This window comes from Methylobacterium sp. TK26, from assembly GCF_055361565.1.
Map to the genome: position 1 here is coordinate 2,651,913 of NZ_CM143965.1, position 18,934 is coordinate 2,670,846.

Annotated in this window: 18 protein-coding genes; 9 read left to right on the plus strand and 9 right to left on the minus strand. The window is 68.5% G+C overall.

Annotated features, from left to right (window positions below; translation table 11 throughout):
• Positions 1-63: 63 nt before the first annotated feature.
• Both ftsH and glmM read left to right on the plus strand, forming a co-directional pair.
• A complete protein-coding gene (gene ftsH, locus ACXJ1Y_RS12815; RefSeq protein ID WP_463846636.1) occupies positions 64-1,986 on the plus strand; it encodes an ATP-dependent zinc metalloprotease FtsH in 1,923 nt (640 codons plus the stop codon).
• Positions 1,987-2,178: 192 nt separating this feature from the next.
• Positions 2,179-3,519: a phosphoglucosamine mutase gene (gene glmM, locus ACXJ1Y_RS12820; RefSeq protein WP_463850111.1), complete on the plus strand. Its 1,341-nt coding sequence runs from the start codon at positions 2,179-2,181 to the stop codon at positions 3,517-3,519.
• Positions 3,520-3,526: 7 nt separating this feature from the next.
• Here the strand turns inward: glmM and ACXJ1Y_RS12825 are convergent, their stop codons facing one another.
• Positions 3,527-3,871: an MmcQ/YjbR family DNA-binding protein gene (locus ACXJ1Y_RS12825; protein WP_463846637.1), complete on the minus strand. Its 345-nt coding sequence runs from the start codon at positions 3,869-3,871 to the stop codon at positions 3,527-3,529.
• Positions 3,872-4,101: 230 nt separating this feature from the next.
• Between ACXJ1Y_RS12825 and ACXJ1Y_RS12830 the strand changes: the two genes are divergently transcribed.
• The 3 genes from ACXJ1Y_RS12830 to ACXJ1Y_RS12840 all read left to right on the plus strand — a co-directional run bounded on the left by ACXJ1Y_RS12830 (position 4,102) and on the right by ACXJ1Y_RS12840 (position 6,210).
• Positions 4,102-4,980, plus strand: coding sequence for an outer membrane protein (locus ACXJ1Y_RS12830; protein WP_463846638.1), 879 nt, complete (start codon positions 4,102-4,104; stop codon positions 4,978-4,980).
• A 193-nt stretch (positions 4,981-5,173) separates the two neighbouring features.
• Entirely contained in the window at positions 5,174-5,935 is a 762-nt protein-coding gene (locus ACXJ1Y_RS12835) for an outer membrane protein (protein ID WP_463846639.1), read from the plus strand.
• A gap of 14 nt (positions 5,936-5,949) precedes the next feature.
• The gene (locus ACXJ1Y_RS12840) at positions 5,950-6,210 is read left to right on the plus strand and encodes a hypothetical protein (protein WP_463846640.1); all 261 of its coding nucleotides are present in this window, start codon (positions 5,950-5,952) and stop codon (positions 6,208-6,210) included.
• Here the strand turns inward: ACXJ1Y_RS12840 and ACXJ1Y_RS12845 are convergent, their stop codons facing one another.
• A complete protein-coding gene (locus tag ACXJ1Y_RS12845; RefSeq protein WP_342164104.1) occupies positions 6,211-6,759 on the minus strand; it encodes an HNH endonuclease in 549 nt (182 codons plus the stop codon).
• A gap of 557 nt (positions 6,760-7,316) precedes the next feature.
• On the opposite strand from ACXJ1Y_RS12845, the gene ACXJ1Y_RS12850 reads away from it, so the two are divergent.
• Complete coding sequence (locus ACXJ1Y_RS12850; RefSeq protein ID WP_463846641.1) at positions 7,317-9,944, plus strand: DUF3772 domain-containing protein; 2,628 nt, start codon at positions 7,317-7,319, stop codon at positions 9,942-9,944.
• Here ACXJ1Y_RS12850 and ACXJ1Y_RS12855 read toward each other — a convergent pair.
• Positions 9,941-10,951, minus strand: a complete 1,011-nt coding sequence (locus tag ACXJ1Y_RS12855; RefSeq protein ID WP_463846642.1) for a diguanylate cyclase domain-containing protein — start codon at positions 10,949-10,951, stop codon at positions 9,941-9,943. The genes ACXJ1Y_RS12850 and ACXJ1Y_RS12855 overlap by 4 nt on opposite strands.
• 126 nt (positions 10,952-11,077) lie before the next feature.
• Here ACXJ1Y_RS12855 and ACXJ1Y_RS12860 point away from each other — a divergent pair, with 126 nt between their 5' ends.
• Positions 11,078-11,599: a CAP domain-containing protein gene (locus ACXJ1Y_RS12860; RefSeq protein ID WP_463846643.1), complete on the plus strand. Its 522-nt coding sequence runs from the start codon at positions 11,078-11,080 to the stop codon at positions 11,597-11,599.
• Positions 11,600-11,605: 6 nt separating this feature from the next.
• Here the strand turns inward: ACXJ1Y_RS12860 and ACXJ1Y_RS12865 are convergent, their stop codons facing one another.
• Both ACXJ1Y_RS12865 and ACXJ1Y_RS12870 read right to left on the minus strand, forming a co-directional pair.
• Entirely contained in the window at positions 11,606-12,439 is an 834-nt protein-coding gene (locus tag ACXJ1Y_RS12865) for an OmpA/MotB family protein (RefSeq protein ID WP_463846644.1), read from the minus strand.
• A 1-nt stretch (position 12,440) separates the two neighbouring features.
• Entirely contained in the window at positions 12,441-13,214 is a 774-nt protein-coding gene (locus tag ACXJ1Y_RS12870) for a motility protein A (RefSeq protein WP_463846645.1), read from the minus strand.
• A gap of 241 nt (positions 13,215-13,455) precedes the next feature.
• On the opposite strand from ACXJ1Y_RS12870, the gene ACXJ1Y_RS12875 reads away from it, so the two are divergent.
• On the plus strand, positions 13,456-15,234 hold the full coding sequence (locus ACXJ1Y_RS12875; protein WP_463846646.1) for a glucan ABC transporter ATP-binding protein/ permease: 1,779 nt from the start codon (positions 13,456-13,458) through the stop codon (positions 15,232-15,234).
• 74 nt (positions 15,235-15,308) lie between these two features.
• On the opposite strand, the gene ACXJ1Y_RS12880 is transcribed toward ACXJ1Y_RS12875, so the two are convergent.
• From ACXJ1Y_RS12880 to ACXJ1Y_RS12890, 3 genes are all read right to left on the minus strand, one after another.
• Positions 15,309-15,737 carry a hypothetical protein gene (locus tag ACXJ1Y_RS12880; protein ID WP_463846647.1) on the minus strand — a complete coding sequence of 143 codons (429 nt, stop codon included), beginning with the start codon at positions 15,735-15,737 and terminating at the stop codon, positions 15,309-15,311.
• A gap of 86 nt (positions 15,738-15,823) precedes the next feature.
• A complete protein-coding gene (locus ACXJ1Y_RS12885) occupies positions 15,824-16,321 on the minus strand; it encodes a DUF192 domain-containing protein (protein ID WP_463850112.1) in 498 nt (165 codons plus the stop codon).
• A 111-nt stretch (positions 16,322-16,432) separates the two neighbouring features.
• Complete coding sequence (locus ACXJ1Y_RS12890) at positions 16,433-17,026, minus strand: cold-shock protein (protein WP_463846648.1); 594 nt, start codon at positions 17,024-17,026, stop codon at positions 16,433-16,435.
• Positions 17,027-17,348: 322 nt separating this feature from the next.
• Here ACXJ1Y_RS12890 and ACXJ1Y_RS12895 point away from each other — a divergent pair, with 322 nt between their 5' ends.
• Positions 17,349-18,332 carry a heparan-alpha-glucosaminide N-acetyltransferase gene (locus ACXJ1Y_RS12895; protein WP_463846649.1) on the plus strand — a complete coding sequence of 328 codons (984 nt, stop codon included), beginning with the start codon at positions 17,349-17,351 and terminating at the stop codon, positions 18,330-18,332.
• A gap of 1 nt (position 18,333) precedes the next feature.
• On the opposite strand, the gene efp is transcribed toward ACXJ1Y_RS12895, so the two are convergent.
• On the minus strand, positions 18,334-18,900 hold the full coding sequence (gene efp / locus ACXJ1Y_RS12900; protein WP_463846650.1) for an elongation factor P: 567 nt from the start codon (positions 18,898-18,900) through the stop codon (positions 18,334-18,336).
• Positions 18,901-18,934: the final 34 nt, after the last annotated feature.

An 18,934-nucleotide genomic window follows, 5' to 3' on the forward strand; every position in this document is an offset into this window, starting at 1 on the left:
CGGACGGGCTGGCGCTGCTGCGCGAGAGCCATCTGGGGGACCGCGCGCGCCAAGGATCGATCGATGAACCCGAATTTCCGCAACTTCGCCTTGTGGGTCGTCATCTTCCTGCTTGTGCTCGCCCTCGTGACGCTGTTCCAGAATCCTGGGCATCGGGGCGGCGGCAGCGAGATCGCCTATAGCCAACTGCTGAACGATGCCGATGCCGGCAAGATCCAGTCGGTGGTGATCTCCGGGCAGGACGTGTCCGGCACCTATGTCGGCGGCGGCAACTTCACCAGTTACGCGCCCAACGACCCGAACCTCGTCACCAAGCTCCAGGGCAAGGGCGTGCAGATCACCGCGCGCCCGCCGTCCGACAACACGCCCTGGTTCATCCAGCTTCTCGTGAGCTGGCTGCCCATCCTCGTGTTCATCGGCGCCTGGATCTTCCTGTCGCGCCAGATGCAGTCCGGCGCCGGACGGGCGATGGGCTTCGGCAAGTCGAAGGCCAAGCTCCTGAACGAGGCGCATGGGCGCGTCTCCTTCGATGACGTCGCCGGCGTCGAGGAGGCCAAGGAGGATCTGCAGGAGATCGTGGAGTTCCTCCGCGACCCGCAGAAGTTCCAGCGCCTCGGCGGCCGCATCCCGCGCGGCGTGCTCCTCGTGGGCCCGCCCGGCACGGGTAAGACGCTCATCGCCCGCGCCGTCGCGGGTGAGGCCAACGTGCCGTTCTTCACCATCTCGGGCTCCGACTTCGTGGAGATGTTCGTGGGCGTCGGCGCCAGCCGCGTGCGCGACATGTTCGAGCAGGCGAAGAAGAACGCGCCCTGCATCATCTTCATCGACGAGATCGACGCGGTCGGCCGCCATCGCGGCGCCGGCCTCGGCGGCGGCAACGACGAGCGCGAGCAAACCCTCAACCAGCTCCTCGTGGAGATGGATGGGTTCGAGGCGAACGAGGGCGTGATCATCATCGCGGCCACCAACCGTCCCGACGTGCTCGACCCGGCGCTGCTTCGTCCGGGCCGGTTCGACCGCCAGATCATGGTCCCGAACCCCGACGTCACCGGCCGTGAGCGCATCCTGCGCGTCCACGTCCGCAAGGTGCCGCTGGCTCCCGACGTCGACCTGAAGACCATCGCCCGTGGCACGCCCGGCTTCTCGGGCGCGGACCTGATGAACCTCGTCAACGAATCGGCCCTGCTCGCCGCCCGTCGCGGCAAGCGGATCGTGACGATGCACGAGTTCGAGGACGCCAAGGACAAGGTGATGATGGGCGCCGAGCGGCGCACCCTCGTCATGACCGAGGATGAGAAGCGGCTGACCGCCTATCACGAGGGCGGCCACGCCATCGTCGCCCTCAACGTCCCGGCGACCGACCCGGTCCACAAGGCCACGATCATCCCGCGCGGCCGTGCGCTCGGCATGGTCATGCAGCTGCCCGAGCGCGACAAGCTGTCGATGTCGTTCGAGCAGATGACCTCGCGGCTCGCGATCATGATGGGCGGCCGCGTCGCCGAGGAGATGATCTTCGGCCACGACAAGGTGACCTCCGGTGCCCAGTCGGACATCGAGCAGGCCACCCGCCTCGCGAAGATGATGGTGACACGCTGGGGCTTCTCGCCCGAGCTCGGCACCGTCGCCTACGGCGACAACAACGACGAGGTCTTCCTCGGCATGTCGATGGGCCGCCAGCAATCGGTGTCCGAGTCGACCGCCCAGAAGATCGACGCTGAGGTGCGCCGTCTGGTCGAGACCGGTCTGACGGATGCCCGGCGCATCCTCGCCGAGCGCAAGGACGACCTGGAGTCGCTGGCGCAGGGTCTCCTCGAATACGAGACCCTGACCGGTGAGGAGATCCGCAACCTCATCAAGGGCCAGCCCCCGGTCCGCGACGGCGGCGACACGCCTTCGACGCCGGCCCGGCCCTCCTCGGTCCCCTCCGCCGGCCGCGGACGGCCGAAGGAGAGCGACGGCGGGATGGAACCTCAGCCGCAGGTCTGAGGCTCGGTGAACTGACGTGATGAGGGGCGCCGCGAGGCGCCCCTTTTCGTTGGACGACGCAGGTTGCCCGCCCCATTTCGACCGCCTTTATCGCGGAGCACCCGATTCACGACGTCCCCGCCCGAAACGCGGCCGGGGGCGAAATCTGCTATGGTGGCCGGACGCGCCCCGAACGGCGCCGGAGACGCGACGTTGCGCAAGTATTTCGGGACCGACGGCATCCGTGGCCGCGCCAACGGCATCATCACGCCGGAACTCGCCCTTAAGGTCGGGCAGGCGGCGGGCCTCGTGTTCCAGCGCGGCGACCATCGCCACCGGGTGGTGATCGGCAAGGACACGCGCCTCTCTGGCTACATGATCGAGACCGCCCTTGTCGCGGGCTTCACGTCGGTCGGCATGGACGTGCTGCTCCTCGGCCCCGTGCCGACCCCGGCGGTGGCGATGCTCACCCGCTCCATGCGCGCCGACATCGGCGTGATGATCTCGGCCTCGCACAACCCGTTCGAGGACAACGGCATCAAGCTGTTCGGGCCCGACGGCTTCAAGCTCAACGACGACGTCGAGCGCGAGATCGAAGCGCTGATCGACGCCGAATTGCACAAGCGCCTCGCCGGCTCCTCGGACCTCGGCCGGGCGAAGCGGATCGAATCCGTCCATGCCCGCTACGTGGAGTTCGCCAAGCGGACCCTGCCCCGCTCCGTCACCCTCGACGGGCTGCGAGTGGTGGTGGATTGCGCCAACGGCGCGGCCTACCGCGTCGCGCCGGAGACCCTGTGGGAACTCGGCGCGGACGTGATCAGCATCGGCGTCGAGCCGGACGGGTTCAACATCAACCGCGATGTCGGCTCCACCGCGCCGACCGCCCTCGTGGACATGGTGCGCGAGCGCCGCGCCGATATCGGCATCGCCCTCGACGGCGACGCCGACCGGGTGCTCATCGTGGACGAGAAGGGCCATGTGGTCGACGGCGACCAGCTGATGGCCGCCATCGCCCGCTCCTGGAAGGAGGACGAGCGCCTCACCCAGCCGGGCGTCGTCGCCACCATCATGTCGAACCTGGGCCTGGAGCGCTTCCTCGGCGGCATCGGCCTGAACCTCGCGCGCACCGCCGTGGGCGACCGCTACGTGCTGGAGCATATGCGCGAGCACGGCTACAACCTCGGCGGCGAGCAATCCGGCCACATCATCATGTCGGACTACACCACGACCGGGGATGGTCTGGTCGCGGCCCTGCAATTGCTCAGCGTCGTCCAGCGCAGCGGCAAGCCGGTGAGCGAGGTCTGCCATTGCTTCGATCCGCTGCCGCAGATCCTGAAGAACGTCCGCTACCGCTCCGGCGAGCCCCTGCGGCAGGACAGCGTGGTGACGGTGATCGAGCAGGCGCGGGGGCGGCTCGGCCAATCCGGTCGCCTCGTCATCCGCCCGTCCGGCACCGAGCCGGTGATCCGCGTCATGGCCGAGGGTGACGACCGCACACTGGTCGCCGAGGTGGTGGACGAGGTGGTCGAGGCCGTCGCCAAGGCCGCCGCCTGACGTAGGCTCAGCCCGGCCGCCCCTCGTAGCGCAGCACGAGGTCGGCCGGGGCGGTGATCCGCCACGCCGCGAGCAACGCCTCGCGCAGGGTGTCCTCCTCGCATTCATACAGGTCGAGGTTGGTCCAGCCCCGGCGCCCCCAGGCGCCGTCGAGGGGCTGGAACAGGTCGGGCTCGGCCTCGCAGAACGCCTCCTGCGCCTCCGGGCTCAGCCGCAGCACCACCCGCTCCTCCTCCACCCACAGCGTGCCGAGCACCCGTCCGCCGACGCGGAAATCCGGGTTGCCGCGATGCGCGCCTTCGATGACCTCCGGCAGGAGGCGGGCCAGGGCGCGTACATCGTCGCCGGTCATCGGCCGAACCTTCCCGAAACCCTTCCGAAATCTTCCAAACCCAATCCCAGCCTCGTAACCGGCATGTTTCCGAGACCTTAACGGCCGCGCAACACTTCGCGTACTGGTCGAAAACTTTATCAGGACTAAAACTTAACGTTAAGCCCGATTTAAGGTGTTCCCGTCATCCTCACGAATGTCAATCAGCCGGCACTAAGCTTCCGGCACACGATACGAGTGAAGGAATCCTTATGGCCCGCTCCAAGCTTCATGCTCTGGTGCGCGTCGCGACGCTCGTGGCGAGCGTCGGCGCACCCGGTCTGGCATTCGCCGCCGATCTTCTGCCCCCGCCCCCGCCGCTCCCCCCGCCGATCGATTTCGCCGGCGGCTGGTATCTGCGCGGCGATGTGGGCGCCAGCATCTACACCGCTCCGAAGTATGCCGTGAACGACATTCCCGGCACGCATTTCTTCGGTGAGTCCCAGTCGGGCGGCCTCTTCGCGGGCGTCGGTGTCGGCTACCAGTTCAACAACTTCTTCCGCGCCGACGTCACCGGCGAGTACCGCACGGCGTCGCTGCGCCTGTCGAGCTACAACGATTTCGGCAGCGGCTGCGGCTGCGATCCCACGGGCCGCAACTTCAACCTAACCAGCGGCCATTACGACGCCGCCGTCGTCCTCGCGAACGGCTATTTCGATCTCGGCACGTGGTACGGCATCACGCCGTTCGTCGGCGGCGGCGTCGGCGCGGCGTTCAACTACTTCTCGGGCTTTACCGACAGCGGCGTCACCAACTTCTACTCGCCGTACGTCTACAACCAGCCGACCTCGCCGGGCGTCTTCAAGTCGAAGACCACGGAGAGCTTCGCCTGGGCGCTCCATGCCGGTCTCGCCTACGACGTGACCCCGAACTTCAAGGTCGAACTGGCCTACCGTTACCTGAACCTCGGCCACGCCCAGACCGGCGCGCTGACCTGCCTCGACGCCGCCGGGCCCGCCTGCACCACCGTGCTGAAGGCGAAGAACCTGGAGGCGCACGACATCAAGCTCGGCGTCCGCTACCTGATCGGCAGCGCCTTCGTGCCCGCGCTCCCGCCGCTCATGCCCGAGCCATTGGTCCGCAAGTACTGATCGAACCTACAGGACGTTTCCGGACGGCGCGGGCTTCCCGCGCCGTTCGTGTTTGTCGCGGACTGCAGATTGAGTTCAGCTTGAGGCGAAACACGCTGAACTTGCTTAATGCAACGATCGATTAAGGTTACTGCGGTACCCCTAAACCGTGGCGTGAAGATTCAATGGCTTCGCAGCCCCGAGGATTGTTGGGATGCGTAAGATCCTGGTTTCACTGTTGGCCCTGAGCGCGGTCGGCACGGCGCAATCCGCCGACCTCGACTACGATTACCTCCGCGGCGCGGACTTCGATCCGCCCCCCGTCGCCGTCATCGACTGGAGCGGGTTCTATATCGGCGGGCACGGTGGTTGGACCTCCGGCAGCCTGACGAAGCGAGCCGATGCCCAGGCGGCATTGCTGAACTACGCCAATTCGACGCCTTCGGCCGCTGGCTACAGCCTCTACAATTCGACGATCTTCGCGTCACGCGGTTCGAACGATAGCTTTGGCGCTTATGCCGGCTTCAATGCTCAGTTCGATGACGTCGTCCTCGGCCTTGAGGCCGACTACACGCACAACAGCCGCAAATCGCTCTGGATCGGAACTGCGACGAACTTGCCGCCGCAATACGCAGTCACGGCAACGAACCGGACGAGCTTCGAGAATTACGGGACGATCCGTGCGCGCGCCGGCTACGCCATCGGAAGCTTCCTGCCCTACGTCACCGGCGGTTTGGCCATCGGCGAGGCGAACTTCAGCCAGAACCTGTATCGTCCTCCGTATCCGGCGGCGCCCTTCGCCCAGGTGACGACCTCTAAAATGGTGGTCGGCGTCGCCGCCGGCGCGGGTATCGACTACGCCATCACGCCCAACGTGATGCTGCGTGCCGAATACCAGTATCTCAATTTCCCAGAGTTCAATGGTCGCCAAGTTCAGCTGAACACCTTCCGCGGTGGCGCGGCGGTCAAGTTCTGATCCCGGAGCCTCTCATGACCCTCGGTTCGCGGGCCCTCGGCCTGCCGTTGCTCGCGATCCTGCTCTGCGGCGGGTTCACCCCCGCCGTGGCGCACGAGGACGCCTTCTCCGATGCGCCGCCGCGCCATATGCGCGTCTACCGCCGGGTTGTGCCGGCGCCGCGCTACGTGTCTCCGCCGCCGGTCATCAGCGGCTACCTTCCGCACAACAACGCGGTGCCGATGTACAACGAGCCGCCGGGCCTGCCGTCCGGCTACGGCGCCTACGGCCGCTGATCAGCTCTCCAGCTCGCTGTCCCAGTAGAGATAGTCGAGCCAGGTGTGGTGATACTGGCGGTGGTCGAATTCCGGCTGGCGATGGTGCAGTTCGTACCGCGTCGGCCGGCGCGGCGCGTTCATGAGGGGCATCTCGGCCTCCTCCGGGGTACGGTTCGCCTTGCGCAGGTTGCAGGGCGAGCAGGCGGCCACGACGTTCTCCCAACTCGACAGGCCGCCCCGCGAGCGCGGCACCACGTGGTCGAAGGTCAGGCCGCCCGAGGGCAGGCGCAGGCCGCAATACTGGCAGGCGAAGCCGTCCCGCAGGTAGATGTTGTAGCGGGTGAAGGCCGGGCTGCGCGCCAGGGCCACGTAGTTCTTCAGCGCCACCACGCTCGGCACCCGCAGCGACCGCGAGGGCGAGCGCGCCTCCACGTCGTAGCTGGCGACCAGGGTCACGCGGTCGAGGAAGAGGGCCGTGAACGCGTCCTTCCAGGACCACAACGACAACGGATTATACGAGAGCGGCCGATAATCCGCGTTCAGGACGAGTGTTTGAAGGTCCATCATCGGCGCGTCTCGCTCACGGCTATCTCTGGCGCGTCCAGCGCGCGGGAAGTGTCCCGCGCCCCGCCCATCCGCCGCGCTCGCGGCCGGAAACGGGCGGAGAGCGGCGTCGGGAGACCGCCGCAGGGCGGATCCCGTCGCGCGCCTCGCGCGGTGTCGGAACGTGTGTGAGAATGGGGAACAGGGCCGGAGGCCGGCGCGAACACGCGCCGGGGCTGGCACTCGGATACGGTACGCGGCCGGGCCGGGACGTGAGATCCGCAGGCCGCGCCCCTTCGCGTGGTGACGAAAAGGCCCTGTCCATAAGGGCTTCATCTAATCCCACCGTGACACCCTTGTGAAGCTGTCCGCGCCGTCCGCAGGGACGCACCCACATCCGATTGCGCTTTTCGCGGCTCCGGCGGGGCAATGGGGCTCCGGGGGTTGGGTCACGCACGCTTTGGCCTTATTCGTCTGGCGAAACGGCCGCCCCGCGCGGCCCGCCCGCCGCGACTCGCCCGCGAATCGCCGGAGGCCCCGTCATCCGGCGTCGTCCTGGCCACCCGTCGAGAGGTTTGCCTATGCAGTTTCCGCCAGTGCGCGTGACCACGCCGCACGGCCCGCGCCGGCTCCGCACCACGCCGCTCGCGATTCTGGCCGCCCTCGGGACGGCCCTGTGCCTTGCCTCCCCCCTCCCCGCGTCCGCTCAAGAACCCGCGCCGCAGGCTCCGGCCGCCCAGACGCCCGCGAAGCCCGCCGAGGCGAAGAAGCCGGAGGCCAAGCCCGCCATCGCGCAGGTGGAACCGCCGGAGCAGTTCAAGGCCGTCCGCGCCAAGCTCGACGAGGCCAAGGCCGAACTCGACAAGCGCGAGAAGGAACTCGGCCACACCGACGTCCCCCCCACCGACCTCGCCGCGATCCGCGAATCCGTCACCACCGTGACGGACGACGTGCGCGCCATCGTCAGCCGGCTTGACGATCCGCTGGCCTCCGCGCGGGAGCGCCTGTCGCAGCTCGGCCCCAAGCCGAAGGAGGGCGAGGAAAGCCCCGACGTCGCGCAGCAGCGCGCCGAGCGCGAAGCCGCCGTCACCCGCATCGACGAGACGCAGCGTCTCGCCCGCTCCCTCGTGGTGCAGGGCGACCAGCTCGTGGACCGCGTCTCGAACCGGCGCCGGGCCTCCTTCACCCGCGACCTGTTCCTGCGCACGCACCCGCTCATCAGCCCGACCCTCTGGGAGAAGGTCGTCGCCGACCTGCCGCGCGACATGCGCTCGCTGCAGAGTGCGGTGGCGGATATCGGCGTGCTGTTCGCGCGTAACGGCAGCATCGGCAACCTGCTGCTCCTCGGCCTCGCCTTCGGCGTGTCGGTGGCGTTGTACTTCGGCCGCCGCAACATCGCGCCACGCGCCGCCCGCCGCGACGAGAACAAGACCGAACCCTCCCGCCGGGCGACGCTGATGGGGGCGTGGCGGGTCATCCTCGTCGGCACGGTGCCGGCGGTGGCGGGCTCCTACGCGGTGTTCTACGCCCTCGACGAGACCAACCTGCTCCCCTCCCGGCTCCTGCCGGTGGCCGGCGCGATCCTCGGCGGCCTCGCCTTCATCGCCGCCGTCGAGGCCCTGTGCGACGGCCTGCTCAGCCCGGACAAGCCGGCCTGGCGCCCGGCCCCGGTCAGCGATTCCGCCGCGACGCGCCTCAAGCTGCTGGCGGTCAGCATCGCCACCATCGCGACGGTGGTGAAATCCGTGGAGGCACTGAATTCCGGCATCTCGGCCGCGCTCACCATCTCCATCGCCACCCGCGGCATCGGCGCGGCGGCGACCTCGCTGATCCTCGCCATCGGCCTGCACCGTTTCGCGGACACGGAACAGGAGGAGGAAGCCTGCTTCGGCCCCTACGTCCCCACCAAGACGACGACCGGCATCGGCGGCCCGGCCCGCCTCGTCGGCTGGATCGCGGTGGTGGTGATCGGCTTCGCGGCGCTGGGCGGCTACGTGGCGCTGGCGACCTTCCTCACCGACCAGTTGATCTGGGCGACCTGCATCCTCGTGGTGCTGTACCTGCTGGTGCAGAGCGTCGACACGTTCCTCGGCAAGGCCCTCACCGACGAGAGCCGCCTCGCCACGGCGTTGCAGGCCAATACCGGCCTGCGCAAGCGCTCGCTGAACCAGATCTCGGTGCTGGCGACGGGGGCCGCCCGCGTGGTGCTGATCCTCGTGGCGGCGCTGCTGATCCTGGCGCCCTGGGGCCTCGATTCCACCGACATCACCGCCTCGATGCGCTCGGCCTTCTTCGGCTTCCAGGTCGGCGGGGTGACGATCTCCCTGTCCTCCATCGTGCTGGGGATCGGGGTGCTGGCGATCGGCGTGATCGTCACCCGCGCGATCCAGCGCTGGCTCGACCAGACCTACCTGCCGGCCACCGACCTCGACGCGGGCCTACGCAACTCGATCTCGACGGTGGCCGGCTATTGCGGCTTCCTGCTCTCGCTGGCCCTGGCCTTCTCGTATCTCGGCCTGAGCCTGGAGAAGATCACCATCGTCGCCGGCGCGCTTTCGGTCGGTATCGGTTTCGGCCTGCAATCCATCGTCAACAACTTCGTCTCGGGCCTGCTCCTGCTCTGGGAGCGGCCGATCCGCGTCGGCGATCAGGTGGTGATCGGCGATTCCGAGGGCATCGTGAAGCGCATCTCCGTGCGCTCCACCGAGATCCAGACCTTCGACCGCTCGGCGGTGATCGTGCCGAACTCGAACCTCATCTCGGGCATCGTGAAGAACCGGGTGCGCGGCGACAGGACGGGGCGGCTGTCGCTCACGGTCAACGTCCTGCGCAACCAGGACCCGGTGCGGGCGGCCGAGCTCATCACCGGCTGCGCCGACGCGCATCCCAACGTGGTGCGCGATCCGCCGCCGCGCGTGGTGTTCCGCAAGATCGGCGACACGTTCCTCGAATTCGAACTCCTCGCCTGGATCAGCGACGTCTCCCTCGGCCTCAAGGTGCAGACGGACCTGAACTTCGCGGTGTTCCGGACGCTCACCGAGCAGGGACTGATCCCGCCGATGGGGCCGGGGTCGAGCATCGTCACGATCCAGGGACTCGACGGGATGCAGAGCGCGATGGGCGAGATCGCCAAGACCTTCGTGCGCCCGACCCAGGAGACGGAGAAGGGCCCGCAGGCGCCGGAGAAGACCGCGACCGCGCCGATCTAGGCGGGCTTACGCGCCGCGCGCGGCTTCTCGGCCCCGTCGTGGTCGAGGACGGCCGTGTTGCGGCCGGATTCCTTGGCGGCATAGAGCGCCGCGTCGGCGCGGGCGAAGAGGCCCGGCGTGGTGTCCGCCTCCGCGCGGGCGATGCCCACGGAGGCGCCGACCTTCAGGAGAAGGCCGGCATGGGCGAAGGGCCGCCCGAGGCCGGCGACGATGGCGGTGCCCAGCGCGCGCAGGACGACGGGATCGGCCGGGCGCGGGACCAGCACGGCGAACTCGTCGCCGCCGAGCCGCGCCACGAGGTCCGCCCCCTTGCAGATCCGCGCCAGCCGCGCCGCCGCGCGCTTCAGGCAGGCATCCCCCACCACATGGCCGTGGACATCGTTGATGGCCTTGAACCCGTCGAGGTCGATGAGGATCAGGGCGCCCGTGGGAAGGCAGCCGCAGGCCTCCGGCTCTCCGAAGCAGCGCTCGAAGGCCCGCCGGTTCGCGAGGCCGGTGAGGGGGTCGAGGTCGGCGCTGCGGTGAAGCTCGGCGAGGCGCGCGATGTCGGCGGTGATGTCCTGATGGGTGCCGAACAGGCGGTGGGGCACGCCGTCCCGGGTCTCGATGCCCGCCCGCGTCCGCAACCAGCGGCGTTCGCCCCCCGGCGTGACGATCTCACTGTCGAACTCGAAATTATGCAACCGCGATAGGGCTTTGGTGCGCAGGACGTTCAGCAGCTTCAACGAGGCCGCCTCGTACATCTGCAACACGCGCGGGCGGTACAGGGCCGCCCCGCGGGGGATGCCGAAGATGTCGAAGCTGTTGCTGGACCAGTCGAGCGCCTCGTCCCGCAGGCGGCACGACCACAGGCCGACGCCGCCGGGCAGGTCGACCCGGCGCAGCATCCCCTCCTGCCGCTTCAGCAGGGCGGCCTGCGCCCGGATGATCGCGGCTTGAATCGCGTATCGCGCGACGGCGTCGTCACCGTCCAGGAGCGAAGGAGAAGGGCCGACGGATTCTGACATCGTCCCGCATTCGTCTCGTGCGCAACCAGAATGCCTGCGATCGGTAAACGTCCGGTCACTCTTTGCCGGCGATGCGCATTCTTGATGCGATCATTATATGGCGGGTTCGATGGCGGGGGTATGGGGATGACGGACGTGAACGGGTCGGGCGGACGGAAGACGGGCATGGGTCTCGGCGCGCTGGCGGTGGCGGCGGCGCTGCTCGGCGGCTGCAGTTCGAACGTCCCCGTCAACAACGCCGTGCCCGCCCTGTACCTGCCGTTGGCCTCGAACACGGCGCAGGTCGACACCGAGACCGCGCGGGACATGATCTCGTCCTACCGCCGCAACCACGGCGCGGGGCCGCTCACCGTCGATCCCGAATTGCAGAAGCTCGCGGAGACCGAGGTGGCGGCCATGGCGGCGGCCGACCGGCCGAGCAAGGCGCAGACAGTGAAGGCGGCGGTGACGCGGCTCGGCTACTCGGACGTGAACGCCAACCTCTCGGCCGGCTACCACACCCTGGCCGAGGCCTTCTCCGGCTGGCGGGAGAGCCCGCCCCACAACGCGACGATGCTTGATACGCAGGCGACCCGCATGGGCATCGCCACGGCCTACGCGCCGGGCTCCAAGTACAAGGTGTACTGGGCGCTGCTCACCGCGCGCTGAGGCGGATCAGGGAATCCCCCTTATCATCGGGGTCGGGGGCGACTCCTTCAGGAGCGTCACCGTCACCCGGCGGTTGGCCGGCATGTAGGGGTCGTCCGGGAACAGCGGCTCGGTGTCGGCCTTGCCGGCCACCGTGCTGAAGCGGTCGTCGGGCACGCCGGCGCTGGCCAGGATCTCCCTGACGCTGATCGCCCGGCCGGCGGACAATTCCCACGGAGGCCCGGACGGGCGGCGCCCCGGCCGGTCGGTGGCCGTGTAGCCGGTGACGGTGATGCGGTTCGGCATCTGCCGGAGCGCGGGGGCGAGCTTTTCGATGAGCCGCCGCGTGCGGTCGTTCGGCCGGCTCGACCCCTCGGGGAACATCGAGCGCCCATCCTGATCCACGATCGAGACGTCGAGCCCCTTCTCGTTGCGGGCGATCATGACGTTCTTCGAGATCTCCGCGAAGTCCGGCATGTCCTGAAGCGCCTGCCGCAGGGAGGCGGCGGCGAGGCCGAAATTCTCGGCCTGGCCCTTGTCGCGCAGGCCGTCATCGGCGCCCTTGTCGATGGCCGGCGGCGTGGTGCGGTCGGTCGCCCTCTCGGGCGGGATGTCGCGCAGGTTCTTCAGGCGGTCGGCGGCGGGAATGCCGTCCACCTCGGTGATGCCGGCGAACTTCGAATCCTTGGACACGCCGAAGGCGTCGCGCATCGAGCCCGCGACGAGCTGGAGCTTCTTCTGGTCCTGCGTCGAGTAGGCGGCGACCATCACGAAGAAGCTCATGAGGAGCGCCATCAGGTCGGCGAAGGTGACGAACCAGCCGTGGCCGCCATGCGCTCCGCCGCGCTTCCGCCTGGCCATGTCAGGCTGCCGCCTCCAGCAGCGCTTCGCGATTGTTGTGCGGCAGGTAGGCGACCAGCATCTCGCGCACCAGCGTCGCGCTCTTCTGGTCGCGGATCAGCAGGATGCCGTCGATGATGAGGGAACGGGAGACGTCCTCCTCCTCCAGCTTGACGTGCAGCTTGTCGGCGAGCGGCAGGGTGATCAGGTTGGCGATCACCGCGCCGTAGAGGGTGGCGAGCAGGGCCGTCGCCATGGCCGGGCCGAGCTTCGACGGATCGGACATGTTGGCGAACATCGCGACCATGCCGAGGATGGTGCCGATCATGCCCCAGGCCGGCGCGCAGTCGCCGTAGGCGCGGTACACCTTCGACCCCTCGTCGAGGTGCAGCAGGAAGTTGTCGCGGTCCCGCTCCATCGTGTCGCGGATGAACTCCCGGTCGTAGCCGTCGGCGATGTAGCGGGCGCCCTGGGCGAGGAACGGGTCGGAGATCTCCATGTTCTCCAGGGCCATCGGGCCCGACTTGCGCACCACGTCGGCGATCCGGGTCAGTTCCTCGATCAGCTCCATCGGCTTCACGGAGCGCGTCATGAACGCGAACCGCAGACCCATCGGGATGCCGTGCATGATGGTGGAGAACGGGAAGCGGATCATGGTCGCGGCGGTGGCGCCGCCGAACACCACCACGAGGGCGTGCTCCGAGACGTAGGCGCCGAAATGCCCGCCATCGAGCATGATCAGGCCGATGACGACGCCGACGCCGGACAGGAGCCCCAGTGCGGTAGCGAGATCCATGTGCTGTGGCCCGGCGCGATCATCAGGGTCGGCCGGATCGGGATCGCGGCGGACACGCCGGTAGCGTTAGGCCGGCGTGCTGAATGAAGCGTAAAGGTCGCGGATCCTGTCACATCGCGTCATCGCCCGTTCAGCGAGGAAAGGGCATAAGCGCCTCGGCACAAGGGGCAATGCCCCTGAGCAATGACGAGAGGGGCGGCTTCGAGCCTGAACGGGCCGGAGCCGGCGGCGGAGCGGTACGATGGTTCGTCTTTACGGACGGGTTCTGGGTTTCCTGAAGGCCGAGCGGCGACTCGCGATTTCGCTCGCGCTCGCCAACGTGCTGTTGGCGGTGGCGTCCTTCGCCGAACCGCTGCTCATGGGCCGCATCATCGACGGGCTCACGCACCTGAAACGCGGCGGCAACGCCATGACCCAGATGCTGCCATTGATCCTGGCCTGGGTTGGTTTCGGATTCTTTACCATCGGCGCCGGGGTGTTCATCGCCCTGCATTCCGACCGTCTGTCCCACCGCAACCGCCTGTCCAGCATGGCGGCCTATTTCGAGCACGTCCTCGATCTGCCGCTGGCCTTCCACTCGGCCAACCATTCCGGCCGCGTCCTGAAGGCGATGCTGGAGGGCACGAACGGCATGGCGTGGCTGTGGCTCGGCTTCTTCCGCGACCACCTCGTCGCGCTCGTCTCCCTCGGCGTGCTCCTGCCGATGACCCTGTTCATCAACTGGCAGCTCGGCTCGATCCTCGTGGTGCTGGTCCTCGCCTTCACGGCCCTGACCACCTTCGTCATGCGCCGCACCGAGACCCTTCAGGGTCAGGTGGAGCATTTCAACTCGGGCCTCGCGGCCCACGCCTCGGATGCGCTCGGCAACGTCGCGGTGATCCAGTCCTTCACCCGCGCCAAGGCCGAGAAGGACGCGATGCGCGACATCATCGCCAAGCTCCTCGCCGCGCAGATCCCGGTCCTGTCCTGGTGGGCGCTCGCCAACGTCGCGACCCGCGCCTCGGCGACGATCACCATGACCGCGATCTTCGTGACCGGCATCTCCCTCTATCAGGCCGGCTCCACCACGGTCGGCGAGGTCGTGGCCTTCATGAGCCTCGCCACCGCCCTGGTCTCGCGCCTCGACCATGTGGTCGGCTTCGTGAACGGCCTGTTCCAGCAGGCGCCGAAGATCGCCGAGTTCTTCGCAATCTACGACACGGTGCCGTCCGTGGCCGACCGGCCGCACGCCAAGCACGTCGCCCGCTTCGAGGGCGAAGTCACCTTCGATGACGTCGGCTTCACCTATGACGGCCGCCGCAAGGCGCTGGACGGCGTGTCCTTCTCGGCCAAGCCGGGCGAGACCATCGCGCTGGTCGGCACCACCGGCTCGGGCAAGTCGACCACGCTCGGCCTCCTGCACCGCAGCTTCGATCCCGCCGCCGGCGCGATCCGCATCGATGGGATGGACGTGCGCGACGTCGCCCTCTCGTCGCTGCGCCACAACATCGGCGTGGTGTTCCAGGAGCCGATGCTCTTCGCCCGCTCGATCCGCGAGAACCTGCAGGTCGGCCGTCCGGACGCGACCGATGCCGAGATGCTCGAAGCCCTGGACCGCGCCCAGGCCGGCGAGTTCATGGCCCGGCAGGCGGACGGGCTCGACACGGTGATCGGCGAGCGGGGCCGGTCGCTCTCCGGCGGCGAGCGCCAGCGTCTCTCGATCGCCCGCGCCCTGTTGAAGAACCCGCCGATCCTCATCCTCGACGAGGCCACCTCGGCGCTCGACGCCTCCACCGAGCGCAAGCTCCAGGGCGCCCTCGAAGCGGTGATGGAAGGCCGGACGACCTTCGTGATCGCCCACCGCCTCGCCACCATCCGAGACGCGGACCGGATCCTCGTCTTCCACGAGGGCCGGATCGTGGAGAGCGGCACCTTTGACGATCTCGTCGCCCAGAACGGCCGCTTCGCCGACCTCGCCCGGGCTCAGTTCATGGCCGCCCAGGCGGACGACGCCGAGGATCGCCTCGCCCTCGCGGCCTGATCCTCAGGGCACCACAACGACAAAGGCCCCGGCGATGGGAATCGCCGGGGCCTTTTGCTGTCAGCTTCAAGGAATCAGACGGCGGCGTAACTCCGAACGGCGCGGCGGGCGGGGGCGACGGCCGGAGGAGCCTCGCGCGGGCGCAGCACCTCGGAGATCTTCACGAAGCCGTCCGCGCTGCGGTCCTCCACGGCGCGGATCCCGAACCCGAGGGCGAAGGAGCGGGTCAGGTCGGTGTCGCGCTCGATGCCGAACCGGTCGAGGGCGGCGAGGAACGCCTCCCGGAACAGGCTCGGCCGGCACCAGCCCTTCTCGGCCATCTGGAGCGGCCAATCCCACAGGCGCTCGGCCCGGCGGGCCGCCACCGCCCCACGGGCAATGAAATAGCCCGTGCCGCGATGCTCCAGCCCGTCCTCTTGGACAGACCATTCGGCGTTGCGGAAGAGTTCGACGGAGACCGCGCCGTTCATCGGGAAGCCCCAACTGTTAATGGAACGTTCCACGAACACTGAACCGGAACACCCAATGCGTCAAGCGCTTGTTCTTGTCCTGTTCGCGGAAGCTCCGTCGGGGCCGGGGGCTGGCGCGGTCAGCGCTTGGCGAACATCGGATGCTCGACCCGGTCGCCTTCCTTGATGCCGAGCTTGGCCGCCGTCCCGGCATTGAGTTCGAGCACGGCGAGGACGGGACCGTTCGAGGGGATGATGGCCGTCGACAGCGGCTCCGTGTCCGCCGCGACCCGCGCGACCGTGCCGTCCGCGCGGATGAACACCATGTCGAGGGGGAGATAGGTGTTCTTCATCCACATCGTCACGGGCTCGCTGCGTTCGAAATCGAACAGCATGCCGTGGTCGGGGGCCATGTGGCGGCGGAACATGAGGCCGCGGCTGCGCCCGGCATCGTCGCGCATCACCTCCACGGAGAATTGGCGCGGGCCGCCCTTCGTGGCGATGGTCAGCGGCTCGGTCGGCACCGGGGCCGCCTTCACCACGGTCTGGGCCATCGCCGTCCTAATCGCGACGGGGGCGAGCCCGATGCCGGTGACGAGGAGGGTGGCGAGGAAGCGGGCGGATCGGGAAACGCAGATCAAGGATCGAGCCTCACGCGGAACGGGCCGTCGCGGCCTGGGAAAGATCCGACATAGCGCGTCCCTCACGGGAGCGCGACGCATCCACCCGACACCGATTCGTGTGCGGACTCAATGCGAGGTGGGCAATCCGCCTTCGAGCAGCCGCACTTCGGCGGCCATCACGCCCTTCGAGCCGTCGCCGTAGCGCACCAGCACCGACTCGCCCGGCTTCAATTCCGCGATGCCGTAGCGTCGCAGGGTCTCCATGTGCACGAAGATGTCCGGCGTGCCGTCGCCCCGCGTGAGAAAGCCGAAGCCGCGCAGGCGGTTGAACCACTTCACCACCGCCGTCTCCAGGCCGCTCGTCGGCGTCACCGTGACATGGGTGCGCGGCATCGGCAGTTCGGACGGGTGGAGCGCCGCCGACTGGTCGAGGGAGACAACCCGGAACGCCTGCCAGCCGCGCGGGCGCTGCACCGCCTCCACGACGATGCGCGCGCCCTCGCTCGCGGCCTGGAATCCGTCCCGGCGCAGGCAGGTGACATGCAGCAGCACGTCGGGCGAGCCGTCATCGGGGACGATGAAGCCGAAGCCCTTGGAAACGTCGAACCATTTGATGCGACCGGAGACCTCGATCAGGTCCAGCGGCTCGTCCGCGCGCTCAGCCGCATGCCCGTCGGGCATCTGGGGGATCTCCGGCCCGGATCCGCGTTCGTCAGACATGGCCGAAACTACCTACACTGAATCGCGAAGCGCGCTCACGAGAGAAGATTAACGAAGTCCTGATTCGCTGGAAGCCCATTTGGCCGGCAACCGAGCCTGCCAGGGTTGCAATCTTGGGCGGGGCGGCAGGGCCGCAACAGTTTTGAGCCGCGCCCAAGGACAAGCTGAGCGGCGGCGCGTCGAGCGACGCAATCTCCGATTTCCGCTTGAACCGAAGCGAAGACAGATCGCACCCTTGCCCGCGACTTCGCGCGCAGCCGCTCACGTTTGCGAGAGCATGAAAGCGGTGGCGGCGACGCGCCGCCCATGGTTTGAGCGGAGCATGGTCGCGCTTCCCCCGTCCGACGCCCCCGCCACGCGGCGCCTGCCCATCATCGACGCCGCCCGCGCCGTCGCCCTGCTCGCCATGGCGTGCTTTCATGCGCTCTGGGACCTCGGCAACGTGCGGTTGACGGCCGAGAACTACGCCGCCACCCCCATCGGGCGCCATGCGGCCGAATGGATCGCCGGCTCATTCCTGATCCTCGTCGGCGTCGGACTGGTGCTGATGAACGGACGGGGCCTGCGCCTTCGTCCCACGCTGCTTCGCCTCGGGCGCATCGCGGCTGGCGCGCTCGCCGTCACCGTGGCCACGCGCCTCGTCTTTCCCGATGCCTACGTGTTCTTCGGCATCCTCCACTGCATCGCCGTGTCGAGCGTGCTCGGCCTGCCGTTCCTGTTCCTGCCCGGGCCGGTGACGCTCGCCGCCGCCGCCGCGATCCTGGCCGCGCCCCTGGCGGTGCACGCCGACTGGCTCGATTCCCCCGCCCTCTGGTTCCTCGGCCTCGGGCGGCTCACCCCGCACACCAACGATTACGTGCCGTTGTTTCCGTGGTTCGGGCTGGTGCTGGTCGGGATCGTGCTGGGGCGGCTCGGCCTGCCGGTGCTCGCCCGCTCGCGCCTGGGCGCCTGGGAGCCGCGCGGGGTGATCGGCCGGGGCGCGACCTTCGCCGGGCGGCACAGCCTCGCGGTCTATCTCATCCACCAGCCGATGCTGTTCGGCCTCGCCTTCGCCCTGGCGCAGGTCATGGGGCCGAACCCGAAGGCCGGGCTCAAGGCGTTCCGGGCGGATTACCTCGCCATGTGCACGCGCGGCGGGGGCGAGAGCGACCCCTGCCGGGTGGCGGCCCGCTGCACCAGCGAGGCCCTGGTGCGCGAGGATCTGTTCCGGGACGACGGGCGCCCCTACACCGTGGAGCAGCGCGCCCGCGCCCAGGCTCTGTCACGGGGCTGCTACGCCGCCGCCGAGGGCGACGGCGCGCGTTGACTCAGTCCTTGGCGCGCTCGACGTAGGCGCCATCGGCGGTCATCACGACGACGCGGGTGCCGGCGGCGATGTGCGGCGGCACCGTGGTGCGCACGCCGTTCGAGAGCGTCGCGGGCTTGTAGGACGACGAAGCGGTCTGGCCCTTGAGCACCGGCTCGGTCTCGGCGACCTCCAGGGTCACGCGCTGGGGCAGCTCGATGGTCAGCGGCACGCCGTTATGGACGGAGAGCATCACCGCCATGCCTTCCTGAAGGTACGGGGCGGAATCGCCGACCACGTCCTCCGGCACGGCGATCTGCTCGTAGTTCTCGGGGTTCATGAAGTGGAACCCCTCGGCGTCGTTGTAGAGGAAGGTGTGCTCGCGATCCTCCACGAAGGCACGCTCCACCTGCTCGGTGGTGCGGTAACGCTCCGAGACCTTCACGCCGTCGGTGATGCGGCGCATGTCGAGCTGCGTGACCGGCGTGCCCTTGCCAGGGTGGATGTTCTCCGCGAACAGGATCACATACAGCTTGCCGTCTTTTTCGACGACGTTGCCCTTGCGGAGCGTCGAGGCGATCACCTTCACGGGAAATGGTCCTAAATTGAAGAGGTTCTGGCGG

Bases quoted from the DNA above. Each gene is read 5' to 3' on its own strand.
- ftsH (WP_463846636.1), top strand. From the start codon at position 64: ATGAACCCGAATTTCCGCAACTTCGCCTTGTGGGTCGTCATCTTCCTG.
- ACXJ1Y_RS12825 (WP_463846637.1), bottom strand. From the start codon at position 3,871: ATGACCGGCGACGATGTACGCGCCCTGGCCCGCCTCCTGCCGGAGGTC.
- ACXJ1Y_RS12830 (WP_463846638.1), top strand. From the start codon at position 4,102: ATGGCCCGCTCCAAGCTTCATGCTCTGGTGCGCGTCGCGACGCTCGTG.
- ACXJ1Y_RS12835 (WP_463846639.1), top strand. From the start codon at position 5,174: ATGCGTAAGATCCTGGTTTCACTGTTGGCCCTGAGCGCGGTCGGCACG.
- ACXJ1Y_RS12840 (WP_463846640.1), top strand. From the start codon at position 5,950: ATGACCCTCGGTTCGCGGGCCCTCGGCCTGCCGTTGCTCGCGATCCTG.
- ACXJ1Y_RS12845 (WP_342164104.1), bottom strand. From the start codon at position 6,759: ATGATGGACCTTCAAACACTCGTCCTGAACGCGGATTATCGGCCGCTC.
- ACXJ1Y_RS12850 (WP_463846641.1), top strand. From the start codon at position 7,317: ATGCAGTTTCCGCCAGTGCGCGTGACCACGCCGCACGGCCCGCGCCGG.
- ACXJ1Y_RS12855 (WP_463846642.1), bottom strand. From the start codon at position 10,951: ATGTCAGAATCCGTCGGCCCTTCTCCTTCGCTCCTGGACGGTGACGAC.
- ACXJ1Y_RS12860 (WP_463846643.1), top strand. From the start codon at position 11,078: ATGACGGACGTGAACGGGTCGGGCGGACGGAAGACGGGCATGGGTCTC.
- ACXJ1Y_RS12865 (WP_463846644.1), bottom strand. From the start codon at position 12,439: ATGGCCAGGCGGAAGCGCGGCGGAGCGCATGGCGGCCACGGCTGGTTC.
- ACXJ1Y_RS12870 (WP_463846645.1), bottom strand. From the start codon at position 13,214: ATGGATCTCGCTACCGCACTGGGGCTCCTGTCCGGCGTCGGCGTCGTC.
- ACXJ1Y_RS12875 (WP_463846646.1), top strand. From the start codon at position 13,456: ATGGTTCGTCTTTACGGACGGGTTCTGGGTTTCCTGAAGGCCGAGCGG.
- ACXJ1Y_RS12890 (WP_463846648.1), bottom strand. From the start codon at position 17,026: ATGTCTGACGAACGCGGATCCGGGCCGGAGATCCCCCAGATGCCCGAC.
- ACXJ1Y_RS12895 (WP_463846649.1), top strand. From the start codon at position 17,349: ATGGTCGCGCTTCCCCCGTCCGACGCCCCCGCCACGCGGCGCCTGCCC.